The 19,045-nt window shown below is 41.9% G+C and carries 12 protein-coding genes; all 12 read right to left on the bottom strand.

The genetic code is table 11. The features are described from left to right. Nucleotides 1-14 precede the first annotated feature (14 nt). Nucleotides 15-1,109 carry a mandelate racemase/muconate lactonizing enzyme family protein gene (locus B4Q04_RS14105; RefSeq protein ID WP_088697157.1) on the bottom strand — a complete coding sequence of 365 codons (1,095 nt, stop codon included), beginning with the start codon at nucleotides 1,107-1,109 and terminating at the stop codon, nucleotides 15-17. Further along, the gene (gene aldA / locus B4Q04_RS14100; protein ID WP_013995981.1) at nucleotides 1,110-2,564 is read right to left on the bottom strand and encodes an aldehyde dehydrogenase; all 1,455 of its coding nucleotides are present in this window, start codon (nucleotides 2,562-2,564) and stop codon (nucleotides 1,110-1,112) included. A 13-nt stretch (nucleotides 2,565-2,577) separates the two neighbouring features. Beyond that, a complete protein-coding gene (locus tag B4Q04_RS14095; RefSeq protein WP_088697156.1) occupies nucleotides 2,578-3,966 on the bottom strand; it encodes a sulfatase in 1,389 nt (462 codons plus the stop codon). A gap of 45 nt (nucleotides 3,967-4,011) precedes the next feature. After that, the gene (locus B4Q04_RS14090) at nucleotides 4,012-4,776 is read right to left on the bottom strand and encodes an SDR family NAD(P)-dependent oxidoreductase (RefSeq protein WP_173427297.1); all 765 of its coding nucleotides are present in this window, start codon (nucleotides 4,774-4,776) and stop codon (nucleotides 4,012-4,014) included. Nucleotides 4,777-4,806: 30 nt separating this feature from the next. Further along, nucleotides 4,807-5,823 (bottom strand): (R,R)-butanediol dehydrogenase, encoded by a 1,017-nt coding sequence (locus B4Q04_RS14085; RefSeq protein WP_013995984.1) that lies wholly within the window; start codon nucleotides 5,821-5,823, stop codon nucleotides 4,807-4,809. Between the two features lie 13 nt (nucleotides 5,824-5,836). Next, on the bottom strand, nucleotides 5,837-6,985 hold the full coding sequence (locus B4Q04_RS14080; protein WP_231854779.1) for a glycoside hydrolase family 117 protein: 1,149 nt from the start codon (nucleotides 6,983-6,985) through the stop codon (nucleotides 5,837-5,839). 129 nt (nucleotides 6,986-7,114) lie between these two features. After that, nucleotides 7,115-7,807, bottom strand: coding sequence for a helix-turn-helix domain-containing protein (locus B4Q04_RS14075; protein WP_161496071.1), 693 nt, complete (start codon nucleotides 7,805-7,807; stop codon nucleotides 7,115-7,117). Nucleotides 7,808-8,090: 283 nt separating this feature from the next. After that, nucleotides 8,091-8,882, bottom strand: a complete 792-nt coding sequence (locus B4Q04_RS14070) for an IclR family transcriptional regulator (protein WP_088697153.1) — start codon at nucleotides 8,880-8,882, stop codon at nucleotides 8,091-8,093. A gap of 95 nt (nucleotides 8,883-8,977) precedes the next feature. Continuing rightward, the gene (locus B4Q04_RS14065) at nucleotides 8,978-10,615 is read right to left on the bottom strand and encodes a tetratricopeptide repeat protein (protein WP_161496070.1); all 1,638 of its coding nucleotides are present in this window, start codon (nucleotides 10,613-10,615) and stop codon (nucleotides 8,978-8,980) included. 9 nt (nucleotides 10,616-10,624) lie between these two features. Next, a complete protein-coding gene (locus B4Q04_RS14060; RefSeq protein ID WP_088697151.1) occupies nucleotides 10,625-13,978 on the bottom strand; it encodes a VCBS repeat-containing protein in 3,354 nt (1,117 codons plus the stop codon). A gap of 166 nt (nucleotides 13,979-14,144) precedes the next feature. Then, nucleotides 14,145-15,659, bottom strand: coding sequence for a RagB/SusD family nutrient uptake outer membrane protein (locus B4Q04_RS14055; RefSeq protein WP_088697150.1), 1,515 nt, complete (start codon nucleotides 15,657-15,659; stop codon nucleotides 14,145-14,147). A gap of 22 nt (nucleotides 15,660-15,681) precedes the next feature. Beyond that, the gene (locus tag B4Q04_RS14050) at nucleotides 15,682-18,696 is read right to left on the bottom strand and encodes a SusC/RagA family TonB-linked outer membrane protein (RefSeq protein ID WP_088697149.1); all 3,015 of its coding nucleotides are present in this window, start codon (nucleotides 18,694-18,696) and stop codon (nucleotides 15,682-15,684) included. Between the last annotated feature and the right edge of the window lie 349 nt (nucleotides 18,697-19,045).

Raw genomic sequence — 19,045 nt, 5'->3', positions numbered from 1 at the left:
CTAGTCAGAATTATTTATTTCGATTGAAAAGCTGCCAGTTTTTCCCAATCGAACTCCACTCCTACCCCTGGCGTATCTGGTGCTACGGCAAGATGGTTCTCTACCACCAACGGTCCTTTGGTGTATTGGTCAATAGGAAAACTATGTACCTCTAGCCAACCTGAATTCGGTTGGGCGGATACCAAGCTCACATGTAGTTCCTGCATTCCATGCGAACAGGCTGGAATATTATGCTTATCGGCCAACCGTGCGGCGGCCAACCAACCTGTGATCCCCCCACAATTTGAAGCATCTGGCTGAATAAAGGATAATTTTGCCTGATCCATGGCATATTCAAATTCATGGATGGTATGCAGGTTCTCGCCCATAGCCAAAGGAAAGCCTGTAGCATCGGCAATTTGTGAGAAACCTATATAGTTATCAGGAATAATCGGTTCTTCGAACCAAGTGATATCGTATTCCCTAAAGCGGTTAATAGCCTCAATGGCCTTATCAACGGTCATTGAGTAGTTGGCATCGACCATGAAGGTCACATCGGGCCCGATGAACTCACGTACCGCTTTAATGCGCTCTATGTCCTCATCGAGATTTTCCCTTCCGATCTTAATCTTGACCGCGTTGAAACCCGCGGCCAAATAGCCCTCCATATTCTTCAAAAGTTTTGGAATAGGAAATTGTAGATCAATTCCCCCGCAATAGGCCTTACAGGTATTACCCGCACCACCAGCCATTTGCCAAAGTGGTTTTTCGGCCTTCTTACAACGGATATCCCACAGTGCAATATCTATCGTAGAAACGGCAAAGGAAACGATACCCCCTCTACCTACATAGTGCATGTGCCATTCAAGAAAATCGTAAATCCCATCAATATCGGAACCGTCCTTACCTATCAAGGCCGGTGCTATATCGTAATCGACCATGGCCTTAATGGCATTTCCTCCTTTTCCACCCGTATAGGTATATCCAGTGCCCGTACTACCATCTTCTAAAGTGATCGTAGAAGTAATCAGTTCAAAATGCGTATGGTCTCCGTGTTTGGCATCGTTCATAACTTCCGGCAAGGGAACCCTGAACAATTTACAGTCAACCGATTTTATACTTGTACCCATTTATGCCTTGTGTCTAATATAAAACGTCTTTTTCTCCATGTACTGCTCAAAGCCGTACTTCCCATCTTCACCTCCCGAGCCACTTAGCTTATATCCGTTATGGAAGCCTTGGTGTTGTTCACCATGACCACGGTTTACGTAGATTTCACCGTATTCCAACTCATCATTACACTTCATGATGGTATTCATATCATTGGTAAAGACCATGGCCGCAAGTCCGTATTCACAGTCATTGGCATAACCGACCACTTCTTCAAAAGTCTTGAATTTCAAGACGGGAAGAATTGGCCCAAAAGATTCTTCATGAACAATGGTCATATTTTGGGTTACATTGGTCAAAACCGTAGGCTCAAACCAGAATCCTTTTTCAAAAGCACCACCTTCAAGTTTTTTACCCCCTGTAGCCAAAGTCGCACCTTCTTCTAGGCTCACGGCAACCAAATGCTCCATATGCTTTAATTCGGAAGCATTTACTTTAGGGCCCATATCGGTATCCTCCAACATAGGGTCACCTACCTTAATAGCCTTTGTCTTGGCGATAAATTTTTCCATAAAGGCATCGTAAATGCCTTCATGAACGTACATTCTTTCATTACAGGTACACACCTGTCCACAGTTATCAAAACGCGAGTGTAGGGCAGCGTCTACAGCGGCATCGATATCGGCGTCTTCAAAAACAATAAAAGGAGCTTTCCCTCCAAGTTCCAACTGAACGTGCGTAAGGTTTTGTGCCGCGGCCCTGGCAATAGACTGACCCACGGGCGTAGAACCGGTCATTGTCACCATTTTAGTAATAGGACTTTCAACAAGGGCATTACCCATGGCCCTACCCGGACCGGTCAATATATTGATGACCCCATCTGGAATACCCACTTTCTTCGCAAGATTACCCAATTCCAAAGTAGCCAAAGGCGTTTCGGAAGTCGGTTTTATAACGATAGTATTTCCGGCAACCAAGGCTGGTCCTAATTTACGACCGGCCAAGGCCAATGGGAAATTCCAAGCGGTAATGGCAACCACTACGCCGCGAGGTATTTTCTGGATCCAAATTTGCTCGTTGGGGTTGTCGGAAGGCACAATATCCCCCTCGATTCTTCTAGCCCCTTCACAAGCATATTCAATAAAAGAAGCGGTAACAGCCACTTCCCCCTTAGCTACTTTTAGCAGTTTCCCCTGTTCCTTGACCAAGAGCTCGGCCAAGAAATCGGAATTCGCCTTAATCTCATCGGCCAACTTATACAGGAGCTCGGCACGCGAACGGGCCGGTAATTTCTTCCATTCCTTTTGGGCCTTTTCGGCCGCCTGTAGCGCTAGATGGGCCTCTTCGACCGTACCGTTCTGAACCCTTGCAACGACCTCTTCGGTAGATGGGTTTATAATATCTATGGTCTCACCTGAGGTTGAGGTAACCCATTTTCCGTCGATAAATAGTTGGTATTCTTTAATTCCTGACATTTTTCGTTAATTATTAGTGTTTTCTATATGAATCCATTCGTTTGGCCGCAAGACCTTCAAACCTTCTTTCCAATTGCCAAAGAGGTCGCTCCAAGGTTAATTCCCAATTAAAGAGCATTTGATAAAGTTTACGGACTTTTTGAGGATATTTAGAAGCTAAATCATTAGTTTCGGATATATCTTCCTTAATATTATAGAGTTCCGCAGGGCGATCGGGAAAGCGTACCAGCTTCCAATCGTTATGCCTAATGGCTCCCCTAGCTTCTTTTTTCCAATACAGTGTTTCATGTGGCCTCCCTTGCTTTTTTCCTTGTAGGTAAGGCAGGAGGTCTACCCCGTCCAATCCGTCGATAGCATTGACGTCACCACCGGCCGCCGTAACAAAAGTCGGCAATAGGTCCAATGTACTAATTGGGTTTTCATAAACCGTATTCGGCTTTAATTTACCGGGCCATGACATTAGAAAAGGAACGCGAATCCCCCCTTCTAAATGGTTGGCCTTGGTGCCGCTTAAAGGAAGGTTCGAAGATTCGTTTGCATCCGATGGCCCACCGTTATCGTTAGTAAAAACAATTAGTGTATTATTATCGAGGCCCAATGCCTTGATCCGGTCCAAAACCTTACCGCAAGCCCTATCCATGGCAATGGTCATTGCCGCTAGCGTCTTTCTTTTTCCGCTTAGGCCTTTGACCTTTTTAAGGTCTTCTTCCTTTGCTTCCATTGGGGTATGTACCGCATTAAAAGCCAAGTAAACAAAAAACGGATTCTTCTGGTTTCTCTCGATAAATGCAATGGCCTCATCGGCCAATTCCTCTGTTAGATAGCCTTCGTGTTCTTGAAAACCTCCAAAACCACGTTCTAACCTATCTTCGTTTCTCGTAAGTTCGTTATCGGCTCCGAAGGGCATATAACTTCTTGCACCTCCGCGAAAACCATAAAACTCGTCAAAACCACGTTTGGTCGGATGAAACCGATCGGCATTCCCTTGATGCCACTTCCCGAACAAAGCTGTTCTATACCCCTGTTCCTTTAGGTAGTCGGCAATAGTTCTTTGATCAAGGGGCAAGCCCATATCGTCACCTGTAAGACCGTTTTTACTCATCAAACCAGGAACGTTGTTCTCTTCAAACCCAAATTTCTGCTGATACTTTCCGGTTAGGAGTCCCGCCCTTGACGGACCACACACGGCCGCAGACACATAGGCCTGCGAGAAGCGTACGGCATTTTTTGCAAATTTGTCTAGTTCGGGCGTCTTGAATTCTTTACTCCCATGAAATCCGAAATCGGCATAACCGGCATCGTCGGACAATATAAAAACAATGTTCGGTTTGTCTTGGGCCCAGCCACTAAAGAGCATAGTGAAAGACGCAAAGAACAAGAACACACGTCTTGACCATTTCATTTTTCTATATTTTTTGTGGATTATTTTTTACAATTCCCGGTACCATTATCTTCCCATCCAGCCACCATCTACCAACATGGTAACACCGTGCATATAAGCCGCTGCATCTGAACTTAAAAAGACTATAGGTCCCGCAAAATCTTCAGGTTTACCCCATCTACCAGCCGGTATTCGCGACAAAATAGACGCCGATCTTTCAGGATCGTTCCTTAAAGCCTCGGTATTATCGGTACTGATATAACCTGGCGCTATGGCATTTACGTTCACTCCCTTAGCCGCCCATTCATTGGCAAAGGCCATGGTCATCTGACCGATTGCCCCTTTACTGGCCGCATAACCGGGCACTGTAATACCACCTTGGAACGTCAACAACGAAGCCGTAAAAATAATTTTACCTTCCCCTCGGGCCACCATCTCCTTACCGATTTCACGGGTAAGGACAAATTGCGCTGTTTGATTGATTTCGATTACCTTATCCCAATACTCATCGGAATGTTCAACTGCAGGGGCCCGAAGAATGGTACCTGCATTATTTACTAGGATATCGATTTTAGGAAAATCGTTTTTCACTTCCTTTATAAATTCATATAAAGCTTCCCTATTACTAAAATCACAAGTGTATGCCTTAAATTTTCTTCCCGTGGCCTCGACTTCCTGCCCTACCATACTACCATGCTTCTCCAAAGAGGCGCTAACCCCTATGATATCGGCTCCCGCTTCTGCCAATGCTACGGCCATAGCCTTTCCTATACCTCTTTTACACCCCGTTACCAAAGCTGTTTTTCCTTTCAGGCTAAATTGATTCAATATGCTCATTTTCTATGCGTTGTTTCCCTTTAATTATTGTTGACAATCCATAAGTACTTTCATACCATCAGGATTATTATCTATATTTTCAAATACTTGTTGAATATTGCTCAATGGCTGTACATCGGTAATCATATCCTCGAAGGGCAGTTCGTTTTTTGTAATCAAATCGATTGATTTTTCATAGTCCTCCTTTTCGTATACCCTAGCCCCGATCAGGCTCAATTCTTTCCAAAAAAACTTGAAAAGGTCTACCGGTTTCTTTTCCCCATGAATGGCCACCATCAAGATTCGCCCGCGAATACCGGCAACCTCACACATAATATCCAAAGCAGGCTGTACCCCTGCAACTTCAAAAACCACATCGGCACGACGGTTATCGGTTTGCTCCTTCACATACTCTACCAGGTCTACCTTCGTAGGGTTTACGGCATGTAATCCCATTGACTGGGCCTTAGCGATACGTTTTTCGTTCACTTCTGAAACGATGACGTTTGCCCCTACTTCCTTAGCTACCATGGCCACCAAAAGACCTATAGGGCCGCCGCCCAAAACCACGGCCGTTTCACCGGCTACCAAACCACTTCTACGAACGTCGTGGGTAGCAACCGATAGGGGCTCGATCAAAGCGGCCAATTTTAAATCGGTCTCCGCCTTTAGTTTATGAAGGACGAAGGCAGGTACGTTCCAATACTGCTGCATAGAACCCGGACTATCGATACCGATGAATTTTAAATCTTCGCAAATATGGTTAAAGCCTTTATCGGAAGCCTTTACCAAACGATCGTCCAAGGGACGGACCACAACTTTATCGCCAACCGCGTAGCCTTCAACCCCTTCGCCAACGGCGTCGATGATTCCCGACATTTCATGACCAATGGTCTGAGGCATGGCCACCCGCTTGTCCATCATACCATGATAGATATGCACATCGGTGCCACACACTCCTGAATAGGCCACTTTAATTCTAACCTCACCTTTTTCCGGTGCTTCAATTTCCTTCTCGATTACGGAAAAGGTTTTGTTTCCTTTGTAAACAGTTGCTTTCATCAAACTTATTTTCCTATTGTTTTTTTACTCCTTTAGCTACGTGACGTGTTTTTCTTTCCGAAGAAAAACGCATGATACTCTGGTAATCGCCATTATTGTATATATGCGTCAATCCCCATCGTAAAATTTCGGTCGGTTCCTTTTCAACATCCGCTGTTCGGTTCAGTCCGATAGCATGGGCATTGACCCCTGGTATTACCGATTTAATTTCAAAGTTAATTCCGTCTGGAGCCCACTGGATCGTATTCTTTTCAGGACCATCTGTAGTGATCAACGAAGCAATACCTCCGTTATAAGGCCAAACACAGATTTCATGACCACTATTGCTAATAGGGTTATATGGAGATTTCACGTAAGGCCCTTTGGGATTGTCGGCTATGGCCACACCATGACGTATCTGTCTTCCGCCGAAAGTAATCGCTTCACCCATCTGTTCCCCTTTGTAATAGAGATAGAATTTCCCCTTATAAGGTATAATACATGGATCATGTACTTTATGGCTATCAAAATCACCTTTTTTAATCACGGCGAAACGATCTTGCTCTTCACCCTTCCACACTCCGTTATCGGCCGGACTCAAAATAGGCTCTTCACTTTTGGTCCATGGCCCGTCGGGAGAATCCGCCCAAGCCAGACCTACTTGATTTTTAACACGGACATTATAGGGTGATTTTACCGTTTGATAGCAGAGGTAGTACTTATCTTCCCATTTCATGATCTCAACGGTAAAAACGGAGCGATCATCATAAGCCCCTTTTTCACCTCTTGTTACTGCGGGACCTTCTTCTTTCCACGTCCAACCATCTTCGGAGGTAGCATACCAAATATCACATCGATCCCACGGAAAAACCTTATCTTTTTCAATATCCCCACCAAAACCTTGCGTTGGCCCGGTACTTTTAGAATACCACACGTAGTACTTTCCATTCTCTTTGATTATGGCACTTGGATCACGACGAACGACACCTTCCTCATAAGCCAAATCCCCCTTTAAAGGTTGTAACGGACCAAACTGAATAAACCATTCATTACCCAAGTCCGTAGGCCATTTCAAGGCTCTTTTTGACGCAGCGCTCAAATGGTTGGTATCCGTAATGCCGAGATGGTCAATTTGTTCGGGAGTAAACGTCACCTTCTCTGGGCAATCATCTGTAGATTTCATTTCTTTTGTAGTTTTGGGAGAATTGCAGGCCGATACCAGCACCGCAGCAAAAATTAAAAATTGGGCGTATTTGTTCATAGTTATTGATACTTGATCTAAAATTTAAATATACATGTTTACACTACTAAACTAATTGGCTCGATTCATCGCGATATAATCGGACGGGGAAGTTCCATAGAACTTCCTAAAACACTTACTAAAATAATTGGGGTCGCCAAAACCGACCTGATAGCTGACCTCGGCAATCCGGAGCTCTCCACGGGAAAGCAACTCTCCCGCCTTCATCAGCCTTAAGTTCCTCATAAAATCCTTTGGCGCATGACCCGTTATTTTTTTTAATTTTCTAAAAAAGGTCGAACGACTGGTATTCATGTCGAATGAAAGGTCATCTACCCAATATGTATTGTCGGAGATATTTTCCTCTACAAAATCCAAAACCTTTTCAACAAACTCCCTATCCCCTGCTTCTAACGCGGAAAGATTCACCGTTAATCCAGGTTGACCCATAGTGTTTTTTTCATCTACATCGCCCGCAAAAATCATTTTACCCGCTTTACCCTTCAATATCTTGAAGTGTTCTGAAATATTTTGATCCATACCAAACTCTAGTACTTTCACTTTTGCCATCAAGGCATAAAATGCATCAAGTAAAATAGCGGGCATATTCAATCCTTTTTCAAAGACCCCATTATACACCTGCACATCATCTCCGTAATCATCAACAAAATCTACATTAATATGTAGCTCACCGTTTTGCAATACTCCATTCTGGTTTTCAACGTCACCAAGAGCATCTTCCCTTATAACAATTGTAGCATCCATATGGTATTTTTTTTGATTCAAATAAGAAACTAGTTTCATATTTGAATCAAAAATATATAAAAAATTGACATATAGACATATTTAGACCATCTTTTTTTAGGATATGCCCCACAATTTCCCTTAAAAAAATCAAAACCCTTATTTCTAGCTATCAGTCGATTAGCACAATGTTCCGGACAAAATATCCATAGACATAAAAAAAAGACCTGCCAGACAGGTCTTTCTTATCTTCCATCACCTCAAAAGTGATATTTAATTACTTCTTTTTTTACTCCACAAAAAATCAATGGGTCAAATATCCCAGCTTGGTAGAAATTACAAGGGCGTATTTCATAACGATTTTACCCTTACTTTCAAATTGCGATGCAGGAAGTCTACCGTAAGGAGCCGTAATCCAAAGTGCCGCTACGGGATAACCGTACTCATTGAATATGGGAGCACCCACACAATTGATCCCTTCAATATCCTCGCTATTATCTACCGCATATCCTTTTTCCCGAACTTCTTTCAACACCTTCTTAAACTGTTTCTTTGATGTAATGGTATTTTCGGTAAACTTGGTCAGAGGTTTTCCGTTCAAGGCCATATCAGCTTCTTCCGAGGGAATATGGGCCAATATACATTTACCCCCTACCGAACTATGCAGATCAAATTGGGTACCAGGTTCAACAAATAGTTTGACCGGGTAGGAAGAGGGCACCTGTTCCAAAATAGTTCCCGTAGAGCCTAGAAGCACCCCTAGCATGACCGATTCCTTGAGCTCATCGCGCAATGCGCGCATGACGTCTATAGAATGCTCTACAATACTCTGTTCGTTCATAGAAGAAATACCAAGGGTCAGCATTTTTCTAGAAAGGGTTATTTTTTTGGTGGTTTCGTTCTTCTGAAGATAATTCTTGAATATAAGGGTACTGACAATCCGAAAAGCACTGGATTTTGTAATGGAAAGGGTTTCTGTTATTTCCGCAAGGGTCATACCTTTGGTTCGAGTAGCCAATAACTCAATAATCGAAAGCCCTCTCTCTAAGTTTGGAACATTGTAAGTGGACTTTAATTCTGCCTTCGGTTTCTTCATTTTAAAATATTATATGCGCAATTTAACAATCTTGGGCGTATTTTCGCAAAAATTTGCATAGGCTCCCATAGAGAGACTCCCCTTCGACCAATCTTCTAAAGGGACGAAATGTACTCTTCCAGATTGACCGATCTTTCCAATTTCATTTTTTTGCGCAATCTATATCTTGTTGTGTGCACCGACTCGACCGAAATCCCCAGAAGTCTAGCTATTTCCTTACTTGAAAAGTTTAGTTTGATCAAAGCGCACAACTTTTGATCCGCTTGACTTAGCTTAGGGTACATTGTAGTGATCTTATTATAAAAGTCTTCGTTTACCGCGGTAAAGCGAAGGCGGAATTCCTCCCAATTGTCGCTTCGATTATGGGAAATGGATTTTAAAACCTGTTTGACCTCTGGTTTATCGGAGATTCCTTCCGCTTCTTTTAACCTTTCCGCTATTTCCTTCAAAAACTCATCCTTTTCGACCATTTGAAGCGCCGATACGGCCAACTCTTTATTCTTCAAGTCAAGAAGTTCCTTCCCCTTCTTGATTTCGAGCTGCTTATTTCTCCGCAACATTTGCTTTTCCGTCAGATGCCTTGTTCGAATCGACCTGAAATAAATAAGACCAAGTATAGCCATAAAAACCAAGGAGCCCAATAAAATAATACGCTGCAGCATCGATATCTTATCGGCCTGTTCCAATTTTTCCAAACGCTGTTTCCGCACAAGGCGTTCCTGTTTTTCCTTTTCTACCCTAAATTCATCCTTTATTTCCAAAAGACTCTGGTTGATTGCCGTTCTACTATCAAAGAACTGGGCGTCAATGGCTTTTGCCTTCTTTTGGTTTTTATAGGCATTTTCATACGCCCCGAGACTTTCATACAAATCGGCCAGTTTCTCATACACCAAGGAAGAGAAATCAACATGGCTATTGTATTCTTCCGAAATTGCCAAGGCTTTTTTATAGTAAGCTTCGCTTTGTTTATAATTGGACATATTCGCATAGACGTCACCCATATCGGAATACACCAAAACCAGAAAAGACGGCCTGTTCTTTAAAAACCACGACTCTACTTCTTCCAACAACAGCAGGGCCTCTTCGTTTTTATTATCCAAATACAATTGAAAGGCCTGTTCAAAATGTAAATAAGCCATAGGAAGCTGCCCGTCCATGGGAGCATAATTTACAAAACAACTATCAAGATACACCCTGGCCAAGTGGTGCTGGTTTAATATCCTATGGGTAGCGCTTATCAAATAGTAATTTTCAACCAGTTTGGCTTTTTGCAGTTTGCCCCTGTCAATTAACTTGCGATTGATTTCAAGGGAGGTCTGCAAATACTCTAGGGCCTCGTCTTTTCGTTTAAAGAAACTATAAAGTCTACCTAGCCCATTATAGACAGAGGCCTTTAAAGCATCATCATCGACACTATCCGCCAAAAAAAGGGCATACCAAAGCGTATCGTATGATTTTGTATAATCAACATGCTGCCCATTTATATAAGGCATCTCTAAAAGAGCCTTTACCGCATTGACCGTGTCGCCTTTTTTTAATAATTCTTCATGTTTTTCTTGTAACAGGACCAATGCTTCTTCAGGGTTGTCACGCCTCAATTTTCTTGCTTCCTCAAAAAACGCTTCTCCCTGCAGGCCTTCCAAAGTATCGGATAGTTGCTGCGCATCTAATCTACTTAGTGGAACCCAACAAAGGATAACCATTATAAAAGAAACCAAATGTTTGACCTGCAAAACCATAGTTTATTCTATATCCTGATTTAATTTAAACAAGTTGTGATAACCGTCATTATTTGCAACTAGAATAAATTTACTGCCTTTTGTATTCAACGCGGCTATATTACGAACATCTTTATCCGCAAAGAAACCCGATTGCAAATTAGGCACCAAAACGAAAGTGCCTTTACCATTTCCTTTCAGAAAAGTTCCGATGCCAGCATCTGAGCGGGTCGTTTCAACTTCAGATTGATAATTATTTCCTGCCAGGACGAGGTCACCGATTCCATCTCCATCAAAATCTTCAAACAAAATACTGTTAATCGGCGCCGTTTGCACCTGGTTCACGAAGGGCTGAAAACTAAACACCCCCCTATTATTCAAAAATATACCCGACCGGAATTCCGTTGCCTTATAATGGAGTGCCGTCTGAAGTCCTTCGCCAACGATACCTTTCAAATCTTTACTGGCAAAGTCGGTATAAGTTGGTATTTTTTGGGCTAGATGTGGTAATTGCTGCGTCATACAACTTTTCCCCCTAACCGGCACCTGCTTCCCTTGATACTCTTTTGCCAAAATAACATCTTCGGAGCCGTTCATATCAAAGTCGGAGGTGTAGATTTCAAATGGTTTTTCATAGGAAGCGTGAAACTTTGAATTGAGCCCCAAGTTACCTGCAACAATATCCTTATCGCCGTCCCCATCGATATCTTCGATCAAAATTTCATTCCACCAGCCGACGGCATCGGCCAATTGAGGATAGGCATCACTGCGTTCGAGTTTGTTATTTGTATTGAGAAATACCTGAATACCCATCCACTCCCCTGTCAAGACCAAATCGGTGTCATTATCATTATCGATATCAATCCATTTCGCATCGGTTACAAGTCCCAATCCTCGAAATTCAGGTGCCAGGTCATCGTTTTGTATACTAAATTTACCCGTTTCATTGACCAAGAGCAGACTACTGGCAGGATACGGATATTTACCCGTTATTAATCTGCCCCCTATGAACAGATCGATATCTCCGTCACCATCATAATCGGAAGGAAGTACTATAGACCCCGAAATCCCTACTTCGGGAATGGCATCTAGCGCTTTTGTCAAATTGCCGCTTCCATCGTTAAGATAAAGTCTATCGATCAACATTCTCGGGTTCTCGTTAAATTCGTAGCTTCCACTTACCACATAAAGGTCTTTATCCCCATCGCCATCGGCATCGAAAAATGCTGCACCAATATCTTCATACCCCTTATCTTCCTCCAAAACCGGAATACTTATTTTTTTAAAAGAAGTCGATCGGCCCAATAGCAGTTGTCCAGGCTGGCCCTTGCCGCCACCTATAAAGACATCGTCTTGACCATCTCCGTTAAAATCGCCTTTTGCCAAGGCAGGCCCTAGTTGCGAAAGTTTATGGGGCAATAATATCTGCAGCTTATAGTCATTGTAATAAGGATCGGTATGCCTCACACCGAAGGCCAGTTCAGAGAACAAGGTCTCCGCCTCATCTTGCTCTTCGCTTCTAGCTTGGGCCATGCCATAATCAACACGTAAAGATTGATTTGCCTGCACATCTTCGAGTTCTTGAACCTTTCGATCAGGCCATATAATTTTCACACGTTGAACCGATTGATGATTCCCAAGGCCAAAGTATAACGAATTAGGTACCGAAGACAAAAATCCCCTAGTAGGGATTACCTGGCGCATTTGTTTGGTACCATCCTCAAAATAGAGGTGAACAACAGCCCCTATACCAAATGTGTTCTTGCCGGCAGCTTCCAAATTCAGTTCCAAATAGTATTTTTGGGAGTTGTCAACAGCCCTATTCTCGAGTAATGTAGCGGTGTCATTTATATTATTCACCACAACGTCCAAATCGCCGTCATTGTCAAAATCAGCGTACGCGGCACCATTGGAGAAAGAGGCTTCACTATCTACCCATGTCTCACTCGTATCCTCGAACGTTAAGTCCCCTTTATTTCGAAAAAAGAAATTTTTCAGCTTTTGCTGAGGGAGCATTTTTGCGAACTTTAGGAAATCTTCATCCGTAGGTTTTCTTTTGTTCCGCCTTAAGATTTCTAGTATTTCATTGTTCTTGTCGCGATCAATGACGTCGCGATAAACACCGTTGGTCACAAAAATATCGTTAAACCCATCTAGATCGAAATCGGCCGACAATAAGGCCCAACTCCAATCCGTATTGGCTATACCTGCCATATTACCAATTTCGCTAAAGGTTCCGTTACCGTTATTGGTCTGTAACATATTATGCATATACTGATAGTGGTACCCGTTTTCGACCATACCTTCAAAATCGGATATAGAGGTCATGGCCATTGTTGTTTTAGACCTTACGTAATCTTGGGGATTCATATCCAAGGTCATCACATCGAGAAGGCCATCGTTGTTCATATCAGCCATATCACTGCCCATGCTATTGAAGGACATATGCTTAAAAAGCTTATCACGCGATTCGGTAAAAGTGCCATCACCATTGTTGACATAAACCAAATCGGGCACATTGAAGTCGTTACATATATAAATATCGTCCCACCCGTCATTATTAAGATCGCCCACTTGGGGATTCAATCCAAAACCAATATCATAAAGCAGCCCTGCCTTTTTTGATATATCGCTAAAATGGCCTGTACCATCATTTTCATATAGGCGGTCACTTCCCTTCAACTCTAGGCTTTTAGGGTCGTTTTGAACTTTATTCAGGTCAAGTATTTCTGATCTACTGGTTATATCAGGGGTATTGGAAATGTAGACATCTAGGTCATTGTCCTTATCAAAATCGAAAAAAGTGGCCTGAATGGTTCTATTGGGGTCGGCCAGCCCTAATTCTTCAGCCTTTTCTGTAAAAGTTACGACACCGCCTTCCGAAGGCCCGTTGTTTATGTATAATAAATTTTTGAATTTTCCATCCTCATCTTTCCATCCGCCCCTTGAAACATAAATATCCAAGAGTCCATCACCATTGATATCTACCATGGTTACCCCTGTATTGAAACCGGGTCTTTGTTCTATACCAGCAGCCTTAGTGACATCTTCAAATTGCAGATTGCCCTTATTGAGGTATAATTTATCATCGGATGAATTCGAGGTGAAATAAATATCATCATATCCGTCGTTATTTACATCACCGACTGCTACTCCGCCACCGATATAGGTATACATGTATTGATAGTAATTGGATTCTAAGGTCTCTTCGAGCCGATTTACAAATTCGATACCCGAAAGTTCTGCCGGCACTTCCCGAAAAAGCCTAGACGACTTTTCAATAGTTTCTTGATTTGCCGTTGGTTTCTTTTCTGTTTGCTTACAAGAGCATAGCAGTACCACCACTACCAGCCCCCACATCTTAGGATAACACCTCATAAGTTTTCGGTATTAATTTTAAATTGTTTTAAAATACAAAGATTTTCAGCGATATACACCGTGAGGTTCGCTCAAGGCCCATTTAACGAAGCCCTTCTAAACAAAGATAACGGCAAGGCTTTTTTTTTAAACCTTACCGTCATGCTTAAACTAACTAACTCAACTTTTAATTTGCCAGATTGGGGTTTAAATCAATTTCTATCTGAGGAATAGGGGCATAATAATTATCCGGAGATAATGAACCCAAAACCGGGTTCGCAATTGGGATATTAGGATCCAATGGTGTACGGGCTTCATTTTTCAATGCTTCTTCAACCCTTTCCATTCTAACCAAATCATTATATCGTAAATATTCCCCTGCAAATTCCCACTTCCTTTCGGTGAATGCCAATTCCGCTAAATCTCCAGAAGTAACATCTACAGAAGGATCCGGAGAATCAAATGGTTTACCGGCAGCTCTTCTTCGAATCATATTCAATGCTTCCCATGCGTCGGCAGTAGCATTGCCCGATCGACCCGAAGCTTCGGCATAATTTAAAAGTACCTCTGCATAACGCATATAAAAGTCGTTTCTATCCGTTGACCATTGACTAGGAAGGTCTCCTAAAGGTCCGGCTACTTTTGTAAATACAGGTTGCACCTGATCGGTAAAATTCTTCCAATCTAAATCTGTTCTATACGTTGCTTCTTTTCTTGGTCCTTCCGGAAAGTCTTCGAAGAATCGAACTTCAGCAAAAGTTTCCGACCAACCTCCCTCTACATCGGCAGGGTATCCCAAAATACCATATTTTCTATTTCCCAAACCTGCCCCATTACTATATACTATTGTCCACACAGACTCTTTATTAAACCTATTGGCTACTTTCCATAAATCGTTCAAGTCATTTACCAACTCAAAACCATAGGAAGAATGGTTATCAATAACTTTCTTTGCTGCATTGGCCGCATCGGTATACTTAGAGCTATCCTTTAAAGGAAAACCGGCCCAATTCATATAAAGACGCGATAAAATGGCTTGTGCACTTCCTTTATTGGGACGAGCCGCACCTTCCGGTATCTCTAGGCCGGGGTACATGTTCGGAAGCAAGCTTTCTGCTAGTAACAGGTCACTTTCAACTTGCTGATAGACTTCTTCTTGTGTAGCCAATCCTATCTCAAAATCAGGTGCCGATGTTAGAGGCAAAGGTATTCTACCGTGAATTCTAGACATGTGTAAGAAAAGTGTACCTCTTAAAAAATGGGCTTCCCCCAAAAGCCTGTTATATCTCTCTTGATCTGTTGTACTAAGACCTTCTGCACTCTCGATAACCGCATTTACGGCACGAATCATAGAATAAACGTCGTTCCAATTACTCAATGATCGAGGATTGTCACCAGAAACATTCATTTGGTCATACTCCCTAAATGGAGCTTTATTCAATGCCTTGTGCGTGGTAATATCATCTCCGGCCCAACCAAAAACGTTAAATGTGGTCCATTGAGCGGCCGTCCGTAATTTTCCATAGACCCCTGTCACGGCCAAATCAAAATCTTCCAATGATGAAAATTGCCCAGGTGCCAATTGTGAATCTGAAGGGTGCTCTTCTAAGTTTGCGCAGCTTTGCAATGACAGTGCAAAAACCACCGATACCATTCCAATACCGCTACTTAAATATTTTATCAACTTATTTTTTGTATACATAATTTTGATCAATTTTGATTTATTAAAAATTGAATTTTAAACCTAAGGAAATAGTCAATGGGTTCGGAAAGGCTCCCGCATCGATACCGGCCGCAACATCTCCATTGCCTCGTTCTGCGGGATCTGCCGCGACAGATGTAAGTTCTGGATCATAACCTTGATAATCGGTAATCAAAAATAAATTCTGCCCACTGGCATAAATTCTCAATGATTCAATAGCTCCGATATCACGAAGGGTATACCCAATGGCCAAGTTTTGTAGACGTATAAAACTTCCATCCTCAACAAATCTGGACGAGCCGATTATACTTTGCCCACCAGCTGGGATATCCGTTTCATTTTCAGGTGTCCATTGATTGAGTTGATCGGGAGACATAAAACTCTTGGCAGGACCGTTAATGGTACCCCGCATTGTATTGTATACATCAAAACCATGAACCCCTTGAATAAACAAGTTCAAGTCCCAATTTTTATAAGTAAATGTATTGTTGAAACCCCAAAATGTTGTTGGCGTACCATTACCGATAGGTCTATATACTATATCACCAGATTCATCCCTTAAGTACTTCGGGTCACCTGGCACTCTACCAAACTCCGCAGCTTCAGTAGCTTCAGCTGTTTTCCATGTTCCTAAAAACGTAGCTCCCAAGAACTGCCCCAAAGACCGTCCTTTTTCTATAATGTTCCAGTATTGCTGTGTACCATCGGTCGCTTCAAAAGAACCTTGTATAAAGTCTACACCTCCTAAATCAACCACTTTGTTTTGTACGTAGGAAAAATTAAAGTTTGAATCCCAATTAAAATTATCGGTACTTACGATACCTCCCCCTAAGGAAAAGTCTACCCCGTAATTTTCAACTTCACCAATATTTTGAGGAATTACCCCCCCTCCATTGGTACCTGGAACAGGAACATCCAATAACAAATCCGTTGTATTCTTTTTATATCCGTCGATTGATAAACTTGCTCTTCCGTTCCAAAAGGCAAAATCAAGTCCCGCGTTAATTTGCGTCGTTGTTTCCCAGGTCAAATCTTCATTTCCGTATCCGTCAGGAATAGCCCCTGGTGAAGGAGTTCCTCCACTGTAGGGGTAGGAAGCATCCCCCCCTCCAATTTGCGAGCTAGGATATGTTGCATATGGAGCTATATTTTGGTTCCCTACTTGTCCCCAGCCCCCTCTGATGGCAAAATCCGTTAAAAAATCACCATTACTAAGAAAATCCATTTGCTTAAAGCTATACTTTAAAGCTACAGATGGGAAATAGCCTGTATTCTGATCTTTTCTAAATCGTGAAGATTGATCCATTCTAACAGTGGCAGTAAGGAATAAGCTTTTATCATAAACGTAGGCCGCCCTAGCCATGAGCGATTGAATATCCGACTTGTTATAGTTATTCCATGCATTAAAGGACTGGCCTAATTCAGCCAAATAATAATTACCGGGAACAATATAGTCCGTTGATTTATATCCATTCTGACTATATTCATTTTGAGAGAACTCATATAAACCAGTTGCGGAGATATCGTGCTTACCATAGGTATTGGCCCAAGTTAAAATATTACTGACTTGAAAGCTGGTGGTTTTAGCCCCACTGTAAGTTGCATCCGGCAAAGTTTCACTAACAATATAGTTTTGCTGGGCAGTATTAATTGAATTTGCACCTACGATCAATGAATATTTAAGCTTATCTGTTATGCTGTAATCCGTATTAAAATTAACATCTATTCGATCATTTACATTTTGCAAGTCAGATTCCAACATATCAGCGATAGGGTTATAAGTACCACTGGCAACACTTTTCGTCGAATATAGATTGTAGTCTCCATTTTCATTATAAATCGGTGTGGTGGGATCCCAAGTCAATGCCTGAAAAATCTTCCTGCCTTCAAATAAGTTGAATTGATCCAGGTTGTTTTCGGTCTTGGCCCTAACAGCTGATATTTTTACCCCAACGTTTAACTTATCGCTTATTTCGGCGTTTACATTAGCACGTACGGAGTATTTTTCATAGCCTGTTTCAATAACCATCCCTTTTTGGTTCACATAGTTACCCGATAAAAAATAGTTGATCTTACCGTCTTCGGAAGCCCCGCTAGCTGAAAGCTGTAAGTTTTGTGTCAATCCGTTCTGCCCTAGTAGTTCCTTTTGATAGTTTGTCCCTCCATTTGCCTCTAAAGCAGCTATTTCTTCATTAGAATAAACAGCAGGGGAATTTACCCTAGCTCTACTAGAATTTTCTATTCTCGCAAAATCAGCGGCTCCAAGGGTAGGTATATATTTACGTACATGATCACTGGAAATAAAATAATCTACGCTAATTTTTCCTTTTCCTTTTCCTTTTTTAGTAGAAACCAAGATTACACCATTTGAACCTCTCGAACCATAAATTGCAGTTGCAGACGCATCTTTTAACACCTCCATAGATGCAATATCATTTGGGTTTATTGAACTTAAATCACCTCCAATAACCCCATCAACAACAACCAAAGGACTATTATTCCCCGTAATGGAATTGACACCTCTAATACGAACTTTGATTTCCCCACCAGGCTGTCCTGAGTTTCGGGTTACTTTAACCCCTGATGCCCTACCTTGCAAGGCGTCTTCAGTTCTTGTCAACGGCTGGTTTTCAAAAGATTTGGATGTCACCTGGGATACAGACCCGACCACATCACTCTTTTTAGCTGTTCCATAACCTATAACAACCACCTCTTCTAATTTACTGGCATCTTCAACTAGAGTCACGTTTATAGTGGTTTGGTTTCCCACGGTAATCGTTTGGGTTGCATATCCCAAATAGGTAAATACCAATACATCTTCAGAAGATGCCTCAATGCTATAGTTACCATCGAAATCTGTGGTCACCCCATTGGTCGTGCCCTGAACAACAATGTTCGCTCCCGGAACCGGACCAAGGGCATCATTGACCGTACCGGTTATTCTTTGTTGGGCCTGTATTTCTTGAAAGCCCAGCAATGTTAAGAAAAGCCCCATAAGAACACTTCCCTTTAAAAGGTTTAAAATTCGGTTTTTCATAATTGATTACATTTTAATTGTGTAGTTCTGAGTTAAATCTTTTAATGACAAAACAATAGGCTTCAAATTATCACCTTAGGAATATCACTATCCTTTTTTTGCTAAATCACAAAAAAACATAGGGTGAATGTATATAATATGCATAAGTTTTTTACACAATCGTTCCTAGACAAAAACTAGACAACATTAATTTTAAATGTTAAAATTCAAACATCAAAAAACTAAAAATCAGCTACTTAAAATATAAAACAAATACATATCAAATAATAGACAACTGACAATTGTGTAGCTCCAGTGCAAGAATATAAGAAAGTGAGTATCGACTTAGGCGAAAGTTATGTTTAGAGCG

Origin of the sequence: Zobellia sp. OII3, assembly GCF_002211465.1 — a bacterium.
GTDB lineage: Bacteria > Bacteroidota > Bacteroidia > Flavobacteriales > Flavobacteriaceae > Zobellia > Zobellia galactanivorans.
This window is presented reverse-complemented; position numbering and strand designations above follow the sequence as displayed.

Coding starts and splice junctions, on each gene's coding strand:
- B4Q04_RS14105 (WP_088697157.1), bottom strand. CDS start 1,109: ATGGGTACAAGTATAAAATCGGTTGACTGTAAATTGTTCAGGGTTCCC.
- aldA (WP_013995981.1), bottom strand. CDS start 2,564: ATGTCAGGAATTAAAGAATACCAACTATTTATCGACGGAAAATGGGTT.
- B4Q04_RS14095 (WP_088697156.1), bottom strand. CDS start 3,966: ATGAAATGGTCAAGACGTGTGTTCTTGTTCTTTGCGTCTTTCACTATG.
- B4Q04_RS14085 (WP_013995984.1), bottom strand. CDS start 5,823: ATGAAAGCAACTGTTTACAAAGGAAACAAAACCTTTTCCGTAATCGAG.
- B4Q04_RS14080 (WP_231854779.1), bottom strand. CDS start 6,985: ATGAAATCTACAGATGATTGCCCAGAGAAGGTGACGTTTACTCCCGAA.
- B4Q04_RS14075 (WP_161496071.1), bottom strand. CDS start 7,807: ATGGATGCTACAATTGTTATAAGGGAAGATGCTCTTGGTGACGTTGAA.
- B4Q04_RS14070 (WP_088697153.1), bottom strand. CDS start 8,882: ATGAAGAAACCGAAGGCAGAATTAAAGTCCACTTACAATGTTCCAAAC.
- B4Q04_RS14060 (WP_088697151.1), bottom strand. CDS start 13,978: ATGAGGTGTTATCCTAAGATGTGGGGGCTGGTAGTGGTGGTACTGCTA.
- B4Q04_RS14055 (WP_088697150.1), bottom strand. CDS start 15,659: ATGTATACAAAAAATAAGTTGATAAAATATTTAAGTAGCGGTATTGGA.
- B4Q04_RS14050 (WP_088697149.1), bottom strand. CDS start 18,696: ATGAAAAACCGAATTTTAAACCTTTTAAAGGGAAGTGTTCTTATGGGG.